The organism is Streptomyces sp. CB09001, from assembly GCF_003369795.1.
Lineage (GTDB): Bacteria > Actinomycetota > Actinomycetes > Streptomycetales > Streptomycetaceae > Streptomyces.
In genome coordinates, this window is the sequence record NZ_CP026730.1 from 6,259,964 (window position 1) to 6,278,517 (window position 18,554).

Genomic DNA, 18,554 nt, shown 5'->3' on the forward strand with positions numbered 1-18,554 from the left:
GCCCCGGCCATCCCCCTCCCGCGACCCCTAGGCAGAACCCATGCACATCGCGTTCGTCGACTCCAACCCCGCCGCGCTCGAAGCAATCCGGCTGGCCAAGGAGGCCGGTCACCGGGTGACCTACCTCCAGTCCGCCGAGCCGTTCTATCCGCCCACCGAGAAGAACCTGCGGATCGTCGGCTCGGTGGACCACCTCGTCGACAACCTGGTCACCACGGACGCCGAGACCGTCACCCGGGTCCTCGCCGACCGCCACGCGGCCGACCCCATCGACGTGGTCACCGCCCAGCTGGAGCTGAGCGCCGAGGCCGTCGCCGTCGCCTGCCGGGAGCTGGGCCTGCGCGGCACGGCGACCGAGGGCGTCCTCACCGCCCGCCGCAAGGACCGGTGCCGGGCCGCGCTGGACAGGGCCGGGCTCGCCTCCGCGCGCCACGCGCTGGCCGAGACCGAGGAGGCGGCGCTGGCCGCGGCAGAGGAGATCGGCTACCCGGTGATCCTCAAGCCGCCGTCGGGCGCGGACAGTCTGCTCTCCTACGTGGCCACCAACCCCGCCGAGGCCGCCGCCGGCTGCCGCGGGGTGCTGACCGGACTGGACGCGGTGCCCGTGCAGTGGCACGAGCAGTTCACCCGCGGCATCCTCGTCGAGGAGTACCTGGTCGGCACCCTGGTCTCGGTCGAACTGGGCGCAAGGGACGGGGAGTTCTTCCCCTTCGCGGTGTCCGGGCGGTTCCGCTGGGCCGAGGACGAGGTGGTGGAGCTGGGCTCCTACATCCCCGCGGCGCTGTCCGGGGAACAGACCGAGGCCTGCGTCGCCTACGCCGCCGACGTGTGCCGGGCGATCGGCCTGGACCTGGGCGTCTTCCACCTGGAGATCATGGTGACCGGGCGCGGGCCGGTGCTGGTCGAGGTCAACCCCCGGGTGATGGGCGGCGCCCTGCCCACCATCTACCGGCACGCCACCGGCACCGACATCTTCTCCGGACTGCTGGCGATCCTGGAACCCGGCGCCGAGGTGCCCCTGCCCGGCACGCTCGACGGCTGCGTCGGCGGACGCAAGGTGATGGCCCGCGACGGCGGCACCCTCGCACCCGGCGCCTCACTGGAGTGGATCGCCGAGCGGCCCGGCGTCCTGGAGGTCGTCGGCTTCGACAGCTACGGCACCGGACCCGGCCGCACGGTGGCCGCCGGACAGATCGTGGCCCGCTTCATGCTGCGCGGGCCGGACCATCCGTCCGTGGTTCGGACGGCCGAGCAGATCTTGCGCCGTTTGGAAGAAGATCTCGGTATTGCCCTGATGATCGGCGAGAAGGACTGACCATGACCTCCCCATCCGCCCCTTCCTCCGCCGAGCAGCCCGGCCTGCCCGGTACCCTGGACGGCCCCCGGCTCGCCGCCGCGGCCGCCGAGCACGGCACGCCGCTGTGGCTGTACGACGCCGGGACGATCCGCGCCCAGATCGACCGGCTGCGCCGCTTCGACGTCATCCGCTACGCGCAGAAGGCCTGCTCCAACCTGCACATCCTGCGCCTGATGCGGGAGGAGGGCGTCCACGTCGACGCCGTGTCGGAGGGCGAGATCGAGCGGGCGCTCGCGGCCGGCTACCGGGTCGGCGGGGACGACGAGCCGATCGTCTTCACCGCCGACCTGCTGAACCGCTCCACGCTGCGCCGGGTGGTCGAGCTGGGCATCCCCGTCAACGCGGGCTCCCCGCAGATGCTGGACCAGGTGGGCCGGGCGGCCCCCGGCCACCCGGTGTGGATCCGGATCAACCCGGGCTTCGGGCACGGCCACAGCCGCAAGACCAACACCGGCGGTGAGCACAGCAAGCACGGCATCTGGCACGAGCACCTCGAAGAGAGCCTCGCGCTGGTCGACCGGCACGGGCTCGACCTGGTCGGCCTGCACATGCACATCGGCTCCGGGGTGGACTACGGCCACCTGGAATCGGTGTGCGAGACCATGGTCAAGCAGGTCAGGATGGCCGGGCGGGACATCCGCGCCATCTCCGCCGGAGGCGGACTCTCCGTGCCGTACACGCCGGGCGACCCGGAGATCGACACCGACCGCTACTTCGAACTCTGGGACGCCGCCCGCCGGGAGCTGGTCTCCGAACTCGGCCACCCGGTGCGGCTGGAGATCGAGCCCGGACGCTTCCTGGTGGCCGGTTCCGGCGTGCTGGCCGCCGAGGTGCGGGCCCACAAGCCCGTGGGCAGCAACTACTTCGTCCTGGTCGACGCCGGGTTCAACGACCTGATGCGGCCCGCGATGTACGGCAGCAACCACCGCGTCTCGGTGCTCGACGCCGACGGCGCCCCCCGCGCCTCCGACGCCCGCGACACCGTCCTGGCCGGACCGCTGTGCGAGTCGGGGGACGTCTTCACCCAGATCGAGGGCGGGGACGTGGAACCGGTGCCGCTGCCCCGCACCGACGTCGGCGACCTGGTGGTCTTCCACGACACCGGCGCCTACGGCGCGAGCATGTCGTCCAACTACAACTCCCGGCCGCTCATCCCCGAGGTTCTGGTCGACGGCGCCGAGACCCGCCTGATCCGCCGTCGCCAGACGGTCGCCGAACTGTTGGCCCCGGAGCTCGACTCCCTGCCCGGGTCCGGATCGGGCGGCCGCCACCCCGGAGCGTGACCCGAGTCCTGCCGGGCCCCGGGCCGGGCCGCCGCAGCCCCGTACTGGTCGTTCGGGCACCTCACGTGCGGGGGCCCAAGGAGGGTGCCGGGCTGCGCGAGGGCGGCCACAGAGTACCTGCATGGGATTTTCCGCGCCCGCGCCCGCACTCGGGCGCGGGACGGGCTGTCCACCACGGGACCCATCGCAGGGGCGAGCGCCGGGAGGGCGACATGACCGAGACCAAGCGCAGTGAGAGCGCGCGGCACATCGAGCGGTTGTACGCCGAGGTGTACAACGCGAACCGCCTCGATCGGATGCCGGAGTTCTACGCGCCGGACATCCTCAACCACGGGGGCGAGGGCGAGGTGGGGGTCGACGCCCTGCGCAACCGGGTGGGGGCCATGTTCATCGCCTTCTCCGACGCCCAGGTCCGCATCGAGCACATGGTGGCGCAGAACGACCGGGTGATGGTGTTCCTGCACTGGACCGGTCATCTCTCGGGCTCGGACCAGGAGTTGTCCCTGCGGACCGCGAACCTGTACCGGGTGACGAACGGGCAGATCGCCGAGCACTGGAGCGTCGTCGACCAGTCCGGGCTGACCCGGTTCGGACTGCCCGCGGGCGACCAGACGCAGCCCGCGGGCAAGCCCGACCCGAACGCCGGCGAAACCGAGCAGGCCAACACACGGACGGTGCTGACGGTCTGGGAAGAGATCATGCAGCAGCACCGGCTGGAACGCGCGGACGACTTCTACCGGCAGGACTACATCCAGCACAACCCCTTCGCGGCGCAGTCCGGGACCGGCCTTCAGGGTATGAAGGACTTCTTCGCCGGGCTGTTCGCCCTGGCCCCCGATCTGACCGGGGAGATCACGCAGGTGGTCGCCGAGGGCGACCGGGTCGCGGTCTTCTGCCTCTGGCGGGGCCACGAGGCCTCCAGCGGCCGGGAGGTGCGGCTGCACACCGCGGACCTGCTGCGGTTGCAGGACGGGCTGATCGCCGAGCACTGGGACGTCATGGACTACTCGGCCGTGGCTCAGTTCGGGGTGACCCCGTAGGACACTCCGGCCTCGCCGCCACGTCAGTCGCCCGCTTCGCCCGGCACCCTCGACCGCACGGTCAGGCGGGCGAAGAGGGGGAAGGGCAGCCAGGGCGCTCCGGTGACGAGGGAACGGCTCACCTGCTGGCCGCTGAACTCGGGCCGGGCCGCCGCGCCCTGCCGCAGTGGCGCGTCGGACACGGAGCGGAAGTCGAAGACCACGAGCCGGCCGCCGGGACGCAGCACGCGGGCCGCCTCCGCGACGGTGGCGTGCGTGTCGGACCAGTGGTGCATGCTGAGGGTCGAGACCACCACGTCGGCGCACGCGTCGGGCAACGGCAGCCCGGTGCCGTCGGCGAGGTGCACGATGATCCGGTCCCCGAGCCCGTACCGCTCGGCGTTGGACCGCGCCCGGCGCACCATCGACGGCGAGATGTCCACGCCGTGCAGGGTGAGGTCGGGGCGGCTGCGGGCGACGCGCACGAGCAGTCTGCCCGGGCCGGTGCCGATGTCGACGGCGACCCCTTCCCGGGGGGCCCGGCACGTCTCCGTGGCGGCGTGCCGGTACAGGCCGCTCAGGAGCCTGCCGGAGAGCCGGTCGTACGCCTCGCCGCTGATGCCCATCCCGCCCGGGTCCGGAGCGGTGCCCCGGTGCGGGGAAGGATGCCGGTGCTCGGCGATCCGGTGCAGTGAGCGGTGGGCGGCGGCGAGGACGGTACGCATCATGGGGGGGCGCTCCCGCTGTTCAGGGGTGGTGCCCCGGGGCGCGCGGTGCGCGCCCCGGGGCAGGGGGGGTGCCTCTATGTCCTTCGTCAAGGCGCCCCTGTCGGGTTTGGGGTGATTCGGTCTTGCTGGGGTCATGCCGCGAGCTCGACGCCCGCGGGCATGCGGGATTCGTAGAAGGTGCCGTCTCGGAGCATGGCGAACAGGACGCTGATGCGTTGGCGGGCGAGGCGGAGGAGGGCCTGGGTGTGGGTTTTGCCGCGGGCTCGCTGGCGGTCGTAGTAGGTGCGGGAGGCGGGGTCGGCGTTCATGCAGGCGAAGGCGGACAGGAACATGGCGCGTTTGAGCTGGCGGTTGCCGCCTCGGGGCGCGTGTTCGCCGTGGATCGAGGTACCGGACGACTTCGTGGTCGGGGCGAGTCCGGCGTAGGAGGCCAGGTGGGCGGCGGTGGGGAAGCTGGTGCCGTCGCCGACGGTGACCAGCAGGACGGCGGCGGTCCTGACGCCGACGCCGGGCATCGACGTCAGGACCGGGGAAAGAGGGTGGGCCTCCAGCAGGGCGTTGATCTGGGCTTCCAGGGCCCGGCGCTGTTCGTGGACAGCGGCGAGAGAGCTGGCCAGGGAGGGCACGACGATGTCGAGGGTGCCGGTTCCCGGGACCACGACGGTCTGCTCGTCCAGGGCGTCGAAGATGTCGTCGATCAGCCGCTGGGCCATGCGCGGGGCCTTGGGCCGGACGAGCTCGACGAGTCTGCGGCGTCCGGCTTTGCGCAGTGCGGCCGGAGAGCCGTAGCGCTCCAGCAGCCAAGTGACGGCCTGGTGGTCGAGGCGGGGGCCCAGGACGCGCTCCAGCGAGGGGTGGAACTGGGTGAGCAGGCCGCGTATCCGGTTGGAGGTGCGGGTGGCCTCGGCCGCGAGGTCCTGGTCGAAGCCGACGAGGACCGAGAGCTCGGCGGTGATCTCGTCGGTGAGCTCCAGGGAACGCAGGGTGTGCGCCATCGTGCGGGCCGCGTCCGCGATGACCGCTGCGTCCTTCGCGTCGGTCTTGGCCTCGCCGGGATACAGGTCGGCGATCCGCCGCATCGCCAGGCCGGGCAGGTAGGCGACCTTGCAGCCGGCGTCCCGGGCGACCGTGAGCGGGAGGGCGCCGATGGAAGCGGGCTGGTCCACGATCACCAGGACCGTGCCGAACTTCGCGGCCAGCTTGTCGAAGACGGCCCGCAGTCTCGGCTCGCTGTTGGGCAGCTGCTTGTCGAGGACCTTCTTCCCGGCCGGGGTGAGTCCGTGGCCGTGGTGAGCGGTCTTGCCGACGTCCAGGCCGAGGAACACGCCCACGTCTTCGGTGTCGAACATCGCGCCCTTTCAGGTGAGTTGCACGTGCCGGCCTCGGCAGTGGTGTCGTACGCGCGCATCCACGTTATGCAGACCTGCCGCCCGCGAGCTGTCCGGCATTGCGCCGGACCGGGCGGTGGCCGGACCTCTCATCAGCGTCTCCGACGGCACCTCCCGGGCCCGGTGACACCACCCCCCAGGTCATACCTTCGACAGGGGGACACAGTCATGCCGGGCCCGGAGGCCAGCGGCCCTCTTGCAGGACCGCGGAAAACATAACGGGGGATGGCTTGTTCAGGCCGTGCCGGGCCCCGGCACGGTGGCCGACCCGGAGGTCTGCTCCTGGCCCGATCCGGCGGGTTTGGGACGGGGCAGCAGCATGATCAGGAGGACCAGCAGGGCCGCGACCGGCACGCCCCAGACGAACACCTCCGGGATCGCGGTGGCGGTGGCCTCGGGGGTGACCGGGCCGTCACCGGTCTCCCGGGCGAGCAGGCTGCCGAAGAGGGCGACACCGATGGCCATGCCCAGGCCGCGGATGGACAGGTTGGCGGCGGTGGTCGCGGCGAGGTCCGGCGGTGCCGCGGCGTTCTGGCTGACCACGACCAGGTTCTGCATCAGCAGGCCGAATCCGCAGCCCAGCACCGCCATCTCGGCCGCCACCAGGACGTACGGACTGTCCGCGTCGACCAGGCTCAGCAGCAGGAAGGACACGACCAGTACCACGGCCCCGGTGAGCAGGTACGGCTTGAAGCGACCGCTGGCGCCCGCCTTGCCGCCCGCGACGGCGGAGACCACCACGAACGGGATGAAGTACGGGTTGAGCGCCAGCCCCGCCTCGGTGGCGCTCATGTCGTACGCCGCCTGGAGGAAGGTCGGCATGAACACGATGGAGCCGTACAGGAGCATCCCGAGGACGGCCGTGGCCGGCAGGGTGAGGCGCAGGGTGCGGTTGGTGAACAGCCGCAGCGGCAGCAGCGGGTTGCGGGCCCTGCCCTCCCACCAGACGAACAGCGCGACGAGCGCGAGGAACGCCACCATCAGCCCGGCGATCTGGCCGGACGCCCAGTCGTACTCGCGTCCACCCCACTCGGTGATCATGAGCAGGCTGACCACGGCGCCGATGAGCAGCAGCGAACCCGCCAGGTCCACCCGGTCCCGGGCGGCCGCCCGGGGCAGCCGCAGCGCGTAGGCGCACAGGGCGATGGACAGGATGCCGAGCGGGATGTTGACGAAGAAGATCCAGCGCCAGCCGAACGAGTCGGTGACCACCCCGCCGACCAGCGGGCCACCGACACTGGCCAGTGCGAAGACGGCGCCGGTGGCGCCCTGCACCTTGCCGCGCAGGTGCTGCGGATACAGCTCGGACAGGGCGACGGTGGGAATGACGAAGAGCGCGCCCGCTCCGATGCCCTGGAGCACCCGGGCGGCGATCAGCTGCGGCATGCTCTGGGCCATCCCGCAGAGCAGCGAGGCCACGCAGAACAGGACGACGGCGGCGATGAACACGTTGCGGCGGCCGTAGCGGTCGCTGACCCTGCCGTACAGGGTGCCGGTCGCCGTGGAGGCCAGGACGTAGGCCGTGACGACCCAGCTGAAGGAAGCGGCTCCGCCGATGTCCGCGGTGATGTCCGGCAGGGCGATGGCGACGACCGTCTGGTCCAGTACGGACAGCAGGATGCCGAGAACGAGACCGGCCGTCGCGAGGGGAACGTTGCTCCGGTGCGCCGGGCCCGGAGCGGCGTCCGCCGCCGGGCCGGCGGACGGGTCGCCGGTGGGGGTAGGGGTGCTTTCGGACATGTCCGGTCAGGCCCTCCCAGGCGCGAACGGGTTGGGAAGTTTGAAGTCGACGCTCACCAGGTCCTGGTCGATGACCGTGCCGGCCACGGTTCCGCTGGCGGCGGCCGCGACGACGGCGGCGAGCGGGACCGGCACGGTGGCCCGGCGGGCCATGTCGCCGGCGGCGTACACGCCCGGGACGCTGGTCTGGCCGAACTCGTTGACCTCGACGCAGGCGTCCGGGAAGAGGACGCAGCCGAGCTGCTCGGCGAAGGGTGCCCGCTGACGCAGGGTGGTCTTGATGAAGACGGCGTCCCGCTCCAGGGAGGTGCCGTCCTCGAAGACGATGCGGCGCAGCCGGTCGCCCGCGCCCTCCAGCCGGACCGCCGCCTTGGTGTGGACGGCGATGCGGTTGGCCTCCAGGACGATCTGCATCATGGGGTCGAGCGGCTCGCCACCGGTGCACAGGGCCATGGTGTCGGTGAAACGGCTCAGGTGCAGGGCCAGGCGGACCCGCTCCGGGCCGGCTCCGAGCACCGCTATCCGGGAGTCGCTGGCCTCGTATCCGTGGCAGTACGGGCAGTGGAACGCCGACCTGCCCCACAGCTCGGCCGTGCCGGGCAGGTCGGGCAGCTCGTCGCGCAGGCCGGTGGCGAGCAGCAGCCGGCGCGCCTCGGCCGTGCCGCCGTCCGCGAGGCCGACCTCGAAGTGGTCCTCACCCACGCGGCGCACCGAGGAGACCTCGGTCGCGCGCCGCTCGACCGTCGGGTAGTGGCTCAGGTTCTCCGCGCCCTGCTCCCGCAGGCGCTCCGGCGGCGTTCCGTCATGGGTGATGAAGTTGTGCACGGCCTCCGCGGGAGCGTTGCGCCCCTGGCCGCTGTCGGCGAGCAGCACCGTGCGGTGGGCTCGTCCCAGGGTCAGCGCCGCGGACGTTCCGGCGGGGCCGCCGCCGATGATGATCGTGTCCAGCATGCTCGATTCCGTCCTTTCGCTCCGTACTCGTCCCGAGGCCTCTCGGTCCGCTTGACCTGAACCCAACTCTGCAAGTTAATGTCAACATGAAGTCAAGCGCGGACGAGCAATCCATGACCATCGGCGAGCTGGCCCAGCGGTTCGGGCTGCGCGCGCACGTCCTGCGGCACTGGGACGCCACGGGCCTGCTGCCGCCCGCGGAGCGGGTCAACGGCCGCCGCCGCTACACCTCGCGTCACATCGCGCGGGTCGCGATGATCGTGCGGGGCAAGGCCGCCGGTTTCAGCCTGGAGCAGTTGCGCGCCGTACTGGACGCCCCCAGCCCGGACGAGCGACGGTCGCTGCTGCGCAGGCAGCATGCCGAGCTGGAGAGACGGATCAAGGAGATCGTGGCGTCACGGACGCTGATCGAGCACGCCCTGGACTGCCGGGCGGAGGACTTCACCCAGTGTCCCGGCTTCCGCGGGCTGGTGCAGCAGCTCGCGCGCGAGGACGAGGATCCCGCCTGCGCACCGGCCGAGGGCCCGGCGCCCCGCCCCGTGGACCACTGACCACTGAGCACTGACCACTGACCGCGGCGGCGCCGGGAGGAGCGGGAAAAGGCCGTCCCGCGCGGGAACCGTCCGCCGTGCCGATCCGACTAGCTGACCATGAATGCAGAACTGCGGCGACGTCCTTTGGCCGGCCACGGCAAAACGGTCGGGTTCGTGCTGGTCCTCGGAGTGCTGGGGGGCGTGTTCTACGGGGTGGGGCAGGCCGTCGGGCCCGTGGCGCCCGAGTCCCGCCCGGGGTGGCACTATCCCAGTGACGACCCCTCCCACGGCGGGCACGCCCGATGACCCCCGGGCCCGGGGCGTTCCCGGCGACACCCTCGCCCACCGGCCACGACGCACCGGTCGCCGGGGACGCCGATTCCCTGACCACGACCGACCTCGTGGTCGGCGGCATGACCTGCGCGGCCTGCGTGGCCCGGGTCGAGAAGCGCCTGCACCGGATGGAGGGGGTCACCTGCGGCGTCAACCTCGCCACCGGCCGTGCCCGCGTGATCCATCCCGCCCACGTACCGGTGGAGGACCTCACGGCGGCCGTGCGGCGCGCCGGATACACGGCCGAACCCGTCACGCCCGAGGACACCCCCACCGGGCCCGATGCGTCCGGCTGCCACGACGAGGACTGCGTCAAGGTCGCCCTGATCGCCGTCCTCGCCGTGCCCGTGCTGCTCGTGTCCATGATTCCGGCGCTCCAGTTCCGCAACTGGCAGTGGATCTGCTTCCTGCTGACCACACCCGTCGCCCTGTGGGGAGCCGACGTCTTCCACCGCCGGGCGCTGCGGGCCCTGCGGCACGCGACCGCCACCATGGACACGCTCGTCAGCCTGGGAGTCGCGGCCTCCTACCTGTGGTCGTGCTACGCGCTGTTCCTGGGCACCGCCGGCACGCCGGGGATGGTCATGCCCTTCTCGTTCGCCACGGACGGGGCGCATGACCACGTCTATCTGGAGGCGACCGTCGGCATCCCGTTGTTCGTGCTGTGCGGAAGGCTGATGGAGGGCCGGGTGCGGCGCCGGACGGGCTCGGCGCTGCACGCGCTCGCCGAACTCGTGGTCAAGGACGTGACGGTCCTCGACGACGGCCCGCCCGATGGGCCCCCGGTCGAACGACGTGTCCCCGCCGACCAGTTGGTGCCGGGCCGGCTGTTCCTGGTCCGGCCGGGGGAGCGGGTTGCCGCCGACGGCGTGGTCGTCTCCGGCGGCGCCGCGCTCGATCTGTCCCTGCTGACCGGCGAGAGCGCGCCGATGGAGGTCGGGCCGGGCGACCGGGTCACCGGCGGCACCCTCGGCACCGGCGGGACCCTCGTCGTACGGGCGACGGAGGTGGGCGCCGACACCCGGCTCGCGCGCATCACCCGGCTGGTCTGGGAGACACAGGCGGGCAAAGCCGGGGTGCAGCGGCTCGCCGACCGCGTCGCGGGAGTGTTCGTCCCCCTGGTGCTGGCGGTCTCGGCGTCCGTCGTGGGGTTCTGGCTGGGCGCGGGCGCCGGGGCGCAGGGCGCCGTCACCACCGCCGTCGCGGTGCTGGTGGTGGCCTGCCCCTGTGCGCTGGGACTGGCCACGCCCACCGCGCTGCTCGCGGCCACGGGGCGCGGCGCGCAGTTCGGGGTGCTGCTGAAGGGCCCCGAGGTGCTGGAACGGCTGCGGACCGTCGACACGGTGGTGCTGGACAAGACCGGAACGCTCACCACGGGTGACATCCGGCTTCTGGACACGGTGACCGTCGAGGGGTGGTCCGCCGCCGGCGTCCTGCGGCTCGCCGCCGCCGTCGAGCAGTTGTCCGAGCACCCCGTCGGCCGTGCCATCGCCGCGGCCGCGCCCCCGGCGGGCCGTGCCCCGGGTGCCGTCTCCGGGTTCGCCGCGATGACCGGGAGCGGTGTGCGCGGGACCGTGGAGGGTCACGCGCTGTGTCTTCGGCGGATCCCCCGGGACGCGCTCCTGCCCCCGGTCCTGCGGGAGGCCGGCGACAGGGCCGACGCCGCGGGACGTACGGCCGTCCTGGTGGAGGTCGACGGCGCGGGCGTGGCCGTGCTCACGCTCGGCGACACCGTGCGGCCGGGCGGACGGGAACTGGTGGTGCGGCTGCACGCCCTGGGCGTCGAGGTCATGCTGCTGACCGGGGACGGACCCGGTGCCGCGTCCGCGGTCGCACGGGAGCTGGGCATCGACCGGGTACGGCACTCCGCTTCCCCGGAGGAGAAGGCGGAGGTCGTGGCGGAGCTGCAGGCATCCGGGCGGGTTCCCGCGGTGGTGGGGGACGGGGTCAACGACGCGGCGGCACTGGCCGGTTGTGAGCTCGGCCTCGCCATGGGCACGGGAACGGACGTGGCCATCGGGGCCGCCGCGGTGACGCTGATGCGCACCGACGCGACGGCGGTGGCCGACGCCCTGGAGCTGGCCAGGCGAGCGATGTGGACCATTGGCTCCAACCTCACCTGGGCGTTCACGTACAACGTTCTCCTCATCCCGATCGCCGCCGCCGGCATGCTCAACCCGATGCTCGCCGCCGTGGCCATGTCCGCGAGTTCGCTGCTGGTCGTCGGCAACAGCCTGCGGCTGCGGTCCTGGCGCCCGGCCGGGAAGCACGGCGCGTCCCGGGCCTGAGGGGGGATCAGGTCTGCGCGGGAAGCAGGCCCTCCTTGAGAGCGGTCACCACGGCCAGCGTCCGGTTGGGGCTGTTGAGCTTCGCCAGGACGTTGGCCACGTGCCGTTTGGCGCCGTGCTCCGAGATACTGAGCCGGCGGGCTATCTGTTTGTTGCTCAGCCCGTCCCCGACCAGCGAGAGCACCTGCTGCTCCCGGGGCGTCAGGGACACCGGGCGCGGAGCCTTGGTGCCGTTGCGTTCGCGCACCTGGGACAGCAGCTCACGGGCGAGCGTCGAGGGCATGGAAAGTTCGCCGTCGCTGATCCGACGCAGCGCGTCGGCCAGGGCGTTGCGGGTCAGCTCCGACTGCACGAGGAACCCGTCGACGGGCAGCGAGGCGGCGCGGACGATCGTGTGCTGGGACGCGCTCTCCAGCAGGAACAGCACCTTGACGTGCATCGCGGCGAGTTGACGGAGTGGCTCTTCCTGTTGGGCCATGTCATGCCCTGGACAGGACATGATCAGCACGTTCACGGCGGTCCGTTGCAGGTGCTCCACGAGTTCTTCGAACGAGTCGGCCTCGATCAGGTGCCTGACCCTGAGCGAGTCCAGCATCGTGCGCAGGCCGAACCTCGCCACTTCGTTCGGCACGAAGAGCGCGATGTCCAGTCCGTCCTGGGTGGGGGGTGCGTACTCGAGAGCGCTGGTGCGGCCTGTCTCGGTCACGACGTCTTCTCCTGGGGGGATGAGGTAGAAGGTGGTTCCGCTGGGCGGAGTCGCGCGGGGGGCTGTCGTCGGAGCGGACCGCCACGTCGCCACGGCGCCGGTTCTGTCCGGTCGCGGCCGGAGCACTGCCGGTGTACCGAGGACGACTGTGCACGGTTCACGGGTCACGATTCACGTGTGGCTACTATGCCGGGCTAGTAGATCGGGTCGACAGTAGTTCACGCCCGGGCCCGGAGCAACGGAGTGAAACACGCCACTTCTCTTGCCCCGGTCACACCCGCGACACCACCGACCCTGACCGATCAGGCACCCTCGGACGGCGTCTCCCAAGGACCGACGCGGGCCGGCGGCCGTCCGCATAGCGTGGGGCAGCGCCCGGTGCTCCCCGCTACCGAGAGGCCACGCCCCATGACCGCCGAAGTGCCAGGAACCGAACCGCAGTCGATACCCGACCTGCTGCGCCGCTCGGCGCGCCGCGGAGGCTCGCTCACCGTGCTCGACCGGTCCATGCGGCCGACCCGCCTCACCCTGACCGAACTCGACGACCTCTCCACCGCCGTCGCCGCCCGGCTGCACCGCACGGGCGTCCGCCCCGGCGACCGGGTCTGCGTGCTCGCGCCCACCTCGCCGGCGCTCCTGCTGAACCTCTTCGGACTGTGGCGGCTCGGCGCCGTGCCCGTGGTGCTGCCGCACGAACGGCCGGAGCCCGCGGGCTCCTCCGGAGGACTGCTCGCCCAGCGCGTCGTCGTCTCCGGAGCCCACCTCGTCCTCACCGACCGGCCGGACCGGTTGAGCGACCGGGTGCCGGCCGGCTGCCGGGTACTGGCGCTCGACGCCACGCTGTCCGGACCGCAGGACCCCGAGCCCCCGATGCCCGACGGCCGTGCCCTCGGCCTCCTCCAGTTCACCTCGGGAACCACCGGTTCGTCCAAGGCCGTCCCGGTACGCCAGGGGCAGCTGGTCGGAAACGTCCGCGCGTGCATGGCCGGGCTGGGAATGCGCCCCGGGCACACCTACGTGAGCTGGCTGCCCTTCTACCACGACATGGGCATCGTCTCGGTGGTCGGCCTCCTCGCGCACGGCGTGCACACCGTCGTGCTGCCCACCGAGACCTTCCTCGGCCGGCCGTCGAGCTGGCTGGAGACGGTCGCCGCGTACCGCGCCGAGATCACCGCCGCCCCCAACTCGGCCTACCGGCTCGCCGTGCGCGCCCAGCAGCTGCGCCCCGCGGCCCTCGATCTGTCCCGGCTGCGGGTGGCCATCAACGGCGCCGAACCGGTCACCGCCGACACGGTGGAGGAGACCGTGCGCCTGCTGGGCAAGAGCGGGATGCCCGCCGAGGCGCTCTGCCCCACCTACGGCATGGCCGAGACCACACTGGTAGTGACCGCGGCGCCCGCCACCGCGGCGGTCCGCGTGCTCGACGCCGGCCTGGCGCCCCGTCAGACGGGCGGTCACGAACTACCGGCCCGCCCCCTGGTCTCCTGCGGGAGCCCGCTGCCGGGCACCGCCGTCACGGTGCACGGCCCGGGCGGCGACCGGCTCCCCGACGGACAGGTCGGCGAAGTACACGTGAGCGGCCCCGGCGTGACCGACGGCTACTGGACCGGGCCCGACGCACCCCTCGACGGCCTGGGGCGGCTCATCGGCGACCAGATGGACACCGGGGACCTCGGCTTCCTCCACGAGGGCGAGCTGTACATCTGCGGCCGGGTCAAAGACATGATCATCGTGGGCGGACGCAACCTCTACCCCGAGGACTACGAGATCACGGCCGAGGCGGTCCCGGGGGTGCGCGGCGGCAACGTCATCGCGTTCTCCCTGCCCGACCAGGAGCGCATGGTCGTCGTCGCCGAGGGCACCGGCGGCACCGCAAGCCAGGACCGGCTAGCCCACGACCTGTTCGAGCGGCTGCGGACGGCGGCCCAGCACGCCCCGGCCGAAGTCGTGCTCGTCCGCCCCACCACCCTGCCGAAGACCTCCTCGGGCAAGAAGCGGCGCGGCGCCTGCCGCGACCGGTACCTCGCCGGCCAACTCGACGTGGTGGCCACCGCCCGCTGACTCCCGCCACAGGCGGAAGCCGCCCCGCCGGTGGGCAGACCCGGCAGGGCGGCTTCATCCACGAACGGGCCGGGGCCCGCGCGCCTCACCGAACGTCGTCGACCGGCACGTCGTCGACGAAGCTGCTGGAGACCTGGGCGGCCAGTGACACCAGTTCGTCGGTCGCCCGCACGTACTTCAGCAGCGTGGGCAGATGCCCCGTCACCATCAGGTCGCCGTCCAGCATCCCCTCGATGGGATCCGTCTCGCCCTCGATGACGCTCTTCCACACGGAGTACGGCGCCCTGATCACGAACGTCGTGTCGCCCGCCCCCTCCCGGCCCACGTCGTAGGCGGCGGACTTGCACCTGCCCTCACCGAATTCCGTGTGGCACCAGACGTCGGCCCGCAGTCCTCGCTCCTCCTCCGCCTCGAAGACGAAGGCGATCTCGGCCTGGAACGTGCGCGCCGCCTCCTCGAACTCCTCCGAGGAATTGATCAGTCCGACATACGAGTTCAGCCAGTCTGCGCTGGGAAAGACACTCACGGCATCCCCTCAATACGGTACGGAGCCACCGTTGTACCCGGGTCCGGAAGCCGATCCCAGATCCAACCGGACGCCCGAGTCACAGCACGCTCGACGGGCCCGATCGGCCACCTAGGACGGACTGCGCGCGGCGCACGAACGACGCTCCGAAACAGCGCTGTTCAGGGCCGGACCGAGGCAAGACGCTGAACGGCATGTCCATCATCGAGGCCCAGGGCCTCCACAAGGCGTTCGACGACGGCACGGTGGCAGTGGACGGGGTCGACTTCGAGGTGGCCGAGGGAGAGGTGTTCGGCTTCCTCGGCCGCAACGGAGCGGGCAAGACGACCACCGTCCGTATCCTGACCACGCTCACGCGCGCGACATCCGGCCGGGCCAGGGTCCTGGGACTCGATGTCGACAAGCACCGGTCCAAGGTGCGCGACCGCATCGGCCTCTCGCTCCAGCAAGCCGCGCTCGACCCCCTCATGACCGGCCGTGAGCACCTGGAGCTGATCGGATCCCTGCGCCGGATGGGCTCCGCCAGGCGCACCGCACGCATCGGAGAGCTGCTCACCGGCTTCGGTCTCACTGAGGTGGCCGACCGGCTGGTGGCCACCTACACGGTGGGCATGCGGCGCCGGCTCGACGCGACCCTCGCCCTGCTGCACGCTCCGCAGCTGCTCTTCCTGGACGAACCGACCACGGGCCTCGACCCGCAGAGCCGGCGGGCCCTGTGGGACTTCGTCCGCGGCTACCGGCGCGACGGCGGCACCGTCTTCCTGACCACCCAGTACCTCGACGAGGCCGACGAGTTGTGCGACCGCATCGCCATTCTCGACAAGGGGGCGGTCGCCGTGATCGACACCCCGCAGGACCTCAAGAAGGGCATCGGCGGCAAGGTCCTCACCCTGCCCGTCGCCCCCGAAGCCCGCGAACTGGCCGCCTCCGCCGTCGGCGACGCGGCCGTCCGGCTGGACGAGGGAGTGCTCCGCGTCGACCTGCCGGCCGGTGACGACGTCCTGCCGTCCCTGCTCAAGCGCCTCGCCGACGGCGGCGTCCCGCTGTCCGGAGTCACCGTCACCGACCCGACCATCGAGGAGGTCTTCATCCGCCTGACCGGCGAAGGCCTGGAACGCGGCAAGGGCAACGACGCCAACATCGGCGCGGCCGCCCTCGCCAGGACCGTCGGCACCGGCCGGGGAGGCATCTGATGACCGCGTTCTCCGGCACCCTCACCCTGCTCAACCGCAATCTCCGCGAGGGCCTGCGCAGCCCCGTGATCGCCTTCGTCTTCCCCGTCCTCTTCCCGCTGTTCCTCATCACCCTCGTGGCGTCCAGCTACGAGCGCATGGCCTTCATCCCCGGCTTCCCCGTCACCCCCTACGCCGCCTACATGGCGCCCGGCCTGCTGCTGTTCACCGGCATGATGGGCTCCGGCTACTCGGCCACCGCTCTGGTCCTCGACGCGCAGAGCGGCTTCCTCGACCGGCTGCGGCTCCAGCCCGTGCGCCCCTCGGCCCTGCTGCTGTCCAGGCTGCTGTTCGACGCCATCCGGGTGGTGCCGGCCGGCCTCGTGGTCCTCGGCGTCAGCGTGCTGCTCGGCGCCCGCGTCGACACGGGTGCGGCGGGCGTCGTCCTGCTCCTTCTGCTCTCCTCCCTCTGGTCGGTCGCCTACGGCGGGATCTTCTACGTCGTCGCGCTGCGCACGCGCAATCCGCAGGCGCCGCTGGCCATGGCGCCGCTGTCGGTGCTGCTGCTCTTCGCCAGCCCCGCGGCGGCCCCGCCGTACCTCTTGCAGTCATGGCTGGCCACGCTCACCACATGGAATCCGTTCACCTACGTCATCGAGGGCATCCGCGCCCTGATGACGGGCCCGGAGAGCGGCACCGTCACCGAGGCGCTGCTGAAGGCCGTGGCGGTGCTCGTCGGACTCACCGTCGTGACCCAGATCTTCGTCGTCCCGTCCTTCACCCGCCTGGTGGGCGACTGAGCCAGGCCGCCGCCCCCTCCGTCCGCACAGGAGTACTCCGTCATGCTGTTGTACTGCTTCCCCCATGCCGGCGGTGCCGACTCCCCGTACCGTTCGTGGGGCGACCGGCTCGCCCCGGTGGAGGTGCGGGTCCTCGGCCGCGGCGCCCGCCTTCCCGGGCGGGCGGCCACGACGCCGGACTCGGTGGCCGCACTGGCCGAGGCGTGCGCCGACCACCTGGCGGCCGAGCGCCGCCCCTACGCTTTCCTCGGCCACAGCCTCGGCGCGCTGATCGCCTTCGAAACAGCCCGGGTCCTGCGAGCCCGCGGCGGCCCGGGCCCGGCGGTGCTGATCGCCACGGGCCATGTGGCACCCCATCTGCCGTCGCCGGGACGAAAGCTGGCCGAGCTGCCCACGCCCGAGTTCTGGGCGGAGGTGTGCGCGCTCGGCGGGACCGCGCCGGAGCTCCTCGACCACGCCGCGCTGCGCGAGGCGGCCGAGCCCGGCCTGCGGGCGGAGTTCCGCGCCTCCGAGAACTACCGGTACACCCCCGGACGCCCCCTGGACTGCCGGATCGTGGCCCTGGCCGGCACCGACGACGACCGGGCGCCCGCCGACCAGTGCGCCCCCTGGCGGCTGCACACCACGGGCAGCTTCGCCCAGCACACCGTGCCCGGCGGCCACTTCTTCGTCGCGGACAATCCCGAGCCCGTACTGCGGACGGTGCGCGAGGAGGCCGCCGCACCGGCACGGTGACCACCGCGCGCACGCCGCGGCGGGGCCACCCCTCGTGCAGGGGCGGCTCCGCCGCGGCGTGCGCGCGGGGAATCAGACCTTGGGTGTCCGGGACTCCAGGGAGTACGACGCCTCGATGCGGTAGGTGCCCTTGTTGCCGCCGCCGCGGTCCACGTTCACGTCCGCCGACCTGACGACCTTCAGGTACAGGCCGTCCGCCTTGTCGAACCAGACGTCCGCCACGGCGTCACCGTCGAGACCGTCGCCCCTCACGTAGCTGTCGATCCGTACATGGTGGGCCGGCCGGACCTCGCCCCCCACCGTGACGGTCTCGTCGCCGATGTATTTGATCTTGATGGCGGCCCTGTTGCCGTGCGCGACGCAGATGGTCTCCTCCTTCCCTCCGGCCCGCACCGCGTCCCCGCCCACCTGGACCATGGCCGGATTGCACTTGTGGGCCTCGTCGCCCTCGATACCCGCGAAGCTCACCTTCTGCATGTGGGCGAGACACAGGTACTCGCCCTGACCGCTGCACTGCCGGTGGGCGTCGGTGTGTTCCTCGATCGGAGTGAAGTACAGCTCCCACACACAACCGGAGGCGTGCAGGACCCGGGCGTAGGTCTCCTTGGGGAAGGGACGCTCGTACTTGTCGCCGTCGTAGATGATCGAGTCCGCGCCGTCGGTCCGGTAGGTGTACACGCCGGCCTTCGGTTTGCTGAACCCCTTGATCTCCTTGCTGGGCGACACCGGGTGCGAGATCTGCCCCAGGTCGTCCCGGAGGGCCGAAGGGTGATCGCGGTACTTCTTGAGCGCCTCGGTGAGCGTCACGGGCGTTCCCTCGGGCGTGATGGCCTGGGTGCGGTTCGCGACGATGAACGCTCCGGCCGCGACGAGCACGGCCAGAATCGGCACCAGGCGCAGCAGGGTGCGCCGCACTTGCCGGTTGGTTGAGCGA

Annotated in this window: 16 protein-coding genes; 9 read left to right on the forward strand and 7 right to left on the reverse strand. The window is 72.0% G+C overall.

Features of this window, described 5'->3' with window-relative positions:
• Positions 1–40 precede the first annotated feature (40 nt).
• From C4J65_RS29005 to C4J65_RS29015, 3 genes are all read left to right on the forward strand, one after another.
• On the forward strand, positions 41–1,315 hold the full coding sequence (locus C4J65_RS29005; RefSeq protein WP_115745059.1) for an ATP-grasp domain-containing protein: 1,275 nt from the start codon (positions 41–43) through the stop codon (positions 1,313–1,315).
• 2 nt (positions 1,316–1,317) lie between these two features.
• Positions 1,318–2,640, forward strand: a complete 1,323-nt coding sequence (gene lysA, locus C4J65_RS29010; protein ID WP_115745060.1) for a diaminopimelate decarboxylase — start codon at positions 1,318–1,320, stop codon at positions 2,638–2,640.
• A gap of 212 nt (positions 2,641–2,852) precedes the next feature.
• Positions 2,853–3,680, forward strand: a complete 828-nt coding sequence (locus C4J65_RS29015) for an ester cyclase family protein (RefSeq protein WP_115745061.1) — start codon at positions 2,853–2,855, stop codon at positions 3,678–3,680.
• 23 nt (positions 3,681–3,703) lie between these two features.
• Here C4J65_RS29015 and C4J65_RS29020 read toward each other — a convergent pair whose 3' ends face one another.
• From C4J65_RS29020 to C4J65_RS29035, 4 genes are all read right to left on the reverse strand, one after another.
• Positions 3,704–4,387, reverse strand: a complete 684-nt coding sequence (locus C4J65_RS29020) for a class I SAM-dependent methyltransferase (protein ID WP_162833403.1) — start codon at positions 4,385–4,387, stop codon at positions 3,704–3,706.
• 131 nt (positions 4,388–4,518) lie between these two features.
• The gene (locus C4J65_RS29025) at positions 4,519–5,736 is read right to left on the reverse strand and encodes an IS110-like element IS110 family transposase (protein ID WP_115745063.1); all 1,218 of its coding nucleotides are present in this window, start codon (positions 5,734–5,736) and stop codon (positions 4,519–4,521) included.
• Positions 5,737–6,009: 273 nt separating this feature from the next.
• Entirely contained in the window at positions 6,010–7,515 is a 1,506-nt protein-coding gene (locus C4J65_RS29030) for a DHA2 family efflux MFS transporter permease subunit (RefSeq protein ID WP_115745064.1), read from the reverse strand.
• Between the two features lie 6 nt (positions 7,516–7,521).
• Entirely contained in the window at positions 7,522–8,466 is a 945-nt protein-coding gene (locus tag C4J65_RS29035; protein ID WP_115745065.1) for an NAD(P)/FAD-dependent oxidoreductase, read from the reverse strand.
• An 86-nt stretch (positions 8,467–8,552) separates the two neighbouring features.
• On the opposite strand from C4J65_RS29035, the gene C4J65_RS29040 reads away from it, so the two are divergent.
• Both C4J65_RS29040 and C4J65_RS29045 read left to right on the forward strand, forming a co-directional pair.
• Entirely contained in the window at positions 8,553–9,017 is a 465-nt protein-coding gene (locus C4J65_RS29040) for a MerR family transcriptional regulator (protein WP_240330546.1), read from the forward strand.
• Positions 9,018–9,412: 395 nt separating this feature from the next.
• Positions 9,413–11,620: a heavy metal translocating P-type ATPase gene (locus C4J65_RS29045; RefSeq protein WP_240330652.1), complete on the forward strand. Its 2,208-nt coding sequence runs from the start codon at positions 9,413–9,415 to the stop codon at positions 11,618–11,620.
• 7 nt (positions 11,621–11,627) lie between these two features.
• On the opposite strand, the gene C4J65_RS29050 is transcribed toward C4J65_RS29045, so the two are convergent.
• Complete coding sequence (locus C4J65_RS29050; protein ID WP_115745068.1) at positions 11,628–12,326, reverse strand: response regulator transcription factor; 699 nt, start codon at positions 12,324–12,326, stop codon at positions 11,628–11,630.
• Between the two features lie 408 nt (positions 12,327–12,734).
• Here C4J65_RS29050 and C4J65_RS29055 point away from each other — a divergent pair, with 408 nt between their 5' ends.
• Positions 12,735–14,387 carry an AMP-binding protein gene (locus C4J65_RS29055; protein ID WP_115745069.1) on the forward strand — a complete coding sequence of 551 codons (1,653 nt, stop codon included), beginning with the start codon at positions 12,735–12,737 and terminating at the stop codon, positions 14,385–14,387.
• 85 nt (positions 14,388–14,472) lie between these two features.
• On the opposite strand, the gene C4J65_RS29060 is transcribed toward C4J65_RS29055, so the two are convergent.
• The gene (locus C4J65_RS29060) at positions 14,473–14,913 is read right to left on the reverse strand and encodes an SCP2 sterol-binding domain-containing protein (protein WP_115745070.1); all 441 of its coding nucleotides are present in this window, start codon (positions 14,911–14,913) and stop codon (positions 14,473–14,475) included.
• A gap of 194 nt (positions 14,914–15,107) precedes the next feature.
• On the opposite strand from C4J65_RS29060, the gene C4J65_RS29065 reads away from it, so the two are divergent.
• The 3 genes from C4J65_RS29065 to C4J65_RS29075 are packed head-to-tail and all read left to right on the forward strand — an operon-like array spanning position 15,108 to position 17,620.
• Positions 15,108–16,106 carry an ATP-binding cassette domain-containing protein gene (locus C4J65_RS29065; protein WP_115745071.1) on the forward strand — a complete coding sequence of 333 codons (999 nt, stop codon included), beginning with the start codon at positions 15,108–15,110 and terminating at the stop codon, positions 16,104–16,106.
• Positions 16,106–16,885, forward strand: a complete 780-nt coding sequence (locus C4J65_RS29070; protein WP_115745072.1) for an ABC transporter permease — start codon at positions 16,106–16,108, stop codon at positions 16,883–16,885. The genes C4J65_RS29065 and C4J65_RS29070 overlap by 1 nt, the downstream gene beginning before the upstream one ends.
• Before the next feature lie 42 nt (positions 16,886–16,927).
• The gene (locus tag C4J65_RS29075; RefSeq protein ID WP_115745073.1) at positions 16,928–17,620 is read left to right on the forward strand and encodes an alpha/beta fold hydrolase; all 693 of its coding nucleotides are present in this window, start codon (positions 16,928–16,930) and stop codon (positions 17,618–17,620) included.
• Between the two features lie 72 nt (positions 17,621–17,692).
• Here the strand turns inward: C4J65_RS29075 and C4J65_RS29080 are convergent, their stop codons facing one another.
• Positions 17,693–18,535 (reverse strand): hypothetical protein, encoded by an 843-nt coding sequence (locus C4J65_RS29080; protein WP_115745074.1) that lies wholly within the window; start codon positions 18,533–18,535, stop codon positions 17,693–17,695.
• Positions 18,536–18,554: the final 19 nt, after the last annotated feature.

Bases quoted from the DNA above. Each gene is read 5' to 3' on its own strand.
- C4J65_RS29005 (WP_115745059.1), top strand. From the start codon at position 41: ATGCACATCGCGTTCGTCGACTCCAACCCCGCCGCGCTCGAAGCAATC.
- lysA (WP_115745060.1), top strand. From the start codon at position 1,318: ATGACCTCCCCATCCGCCCCTTCCTCCGCCGAGCAGCCCGGCCTGCCC.
- C4J65_RS29015 (WP_115745061.1), top strand. From the start codon at position 2,853: ATGACCGAGACCAAGCGCAGTGAGAGCGCGCGGCACATCGAGCGGTTG.
- C4J65_RS29020 (WP_162833403.1), bottom strand. From the start codon at position 4,387: ATGATGCGTACCGTCCTCGCCGCCGCCCACCGCTCACTGCACCGGATC.
- C4J65_RS29025 (WP_115745063.1), bottom strand. From the start codon at position 5,736: ATGTTCGACACCGAAGACGTGGGCGTGTTCCTCGGCCTGGACGTCGGC.
- C4J65_RS29030 (WP_115745064.1), bottom strand. From the start codon at position 7,515: ATGTCCGAAAGCACCCCTACCCCCACCGGCGACCCGTCCGCCGGCCCG.
- C4J65_RS29035 (WP_115745065.1), bottom strand. From the start codon at position 8,466: ATGCTGGACACGATCATCATCGGCGGCGGCCCCGCCGGAACGTCCGCG.
- C4J65_RS29040 (WP_240330546.1), top strand. From the start codon at position 8,553: ATGAAGTCAAGCGCGGACGAGCAATCCATGACCATCGGCGAGCTGGCC.
- C4J65_RS29045 (WP_240330652.1), top strand. From the start codon at position 9,413: ATGACCTGCGCGGCCTGCGTGGCCCGGGTCGAGAAGCGCCTGCACCGG.
- C4J65_RS29055 (WP_115745069.1), top strand. From the start codon at position 12,735: ATGACCGCCGAAGTGCCAGGAACCGAACCGCAGTCGATACCCGACCTG.
- C4J65_RS29065 (WP_115745071.1), top strand. From the start codon at position 15,108: ATGTCCATCATCGAGGCCCAGGGCCTCCACAAGGCGTTCGACGACGGC.
- C4J65_RS29070 (WP_115745072.1), top strand. From the start codon at position 16,106: ATGACCGCGTTCTCCGGCACCCTCACCCTGCTCAACCGCAATCTCCGC.
- C4J65_RS29075 (WP_115745073.1), top strand. From the start codon at position 16,928: ATGCTGTTGTACTGCTTCCCCCATGCCGGCGGTGCCGACTCCCCGTAC.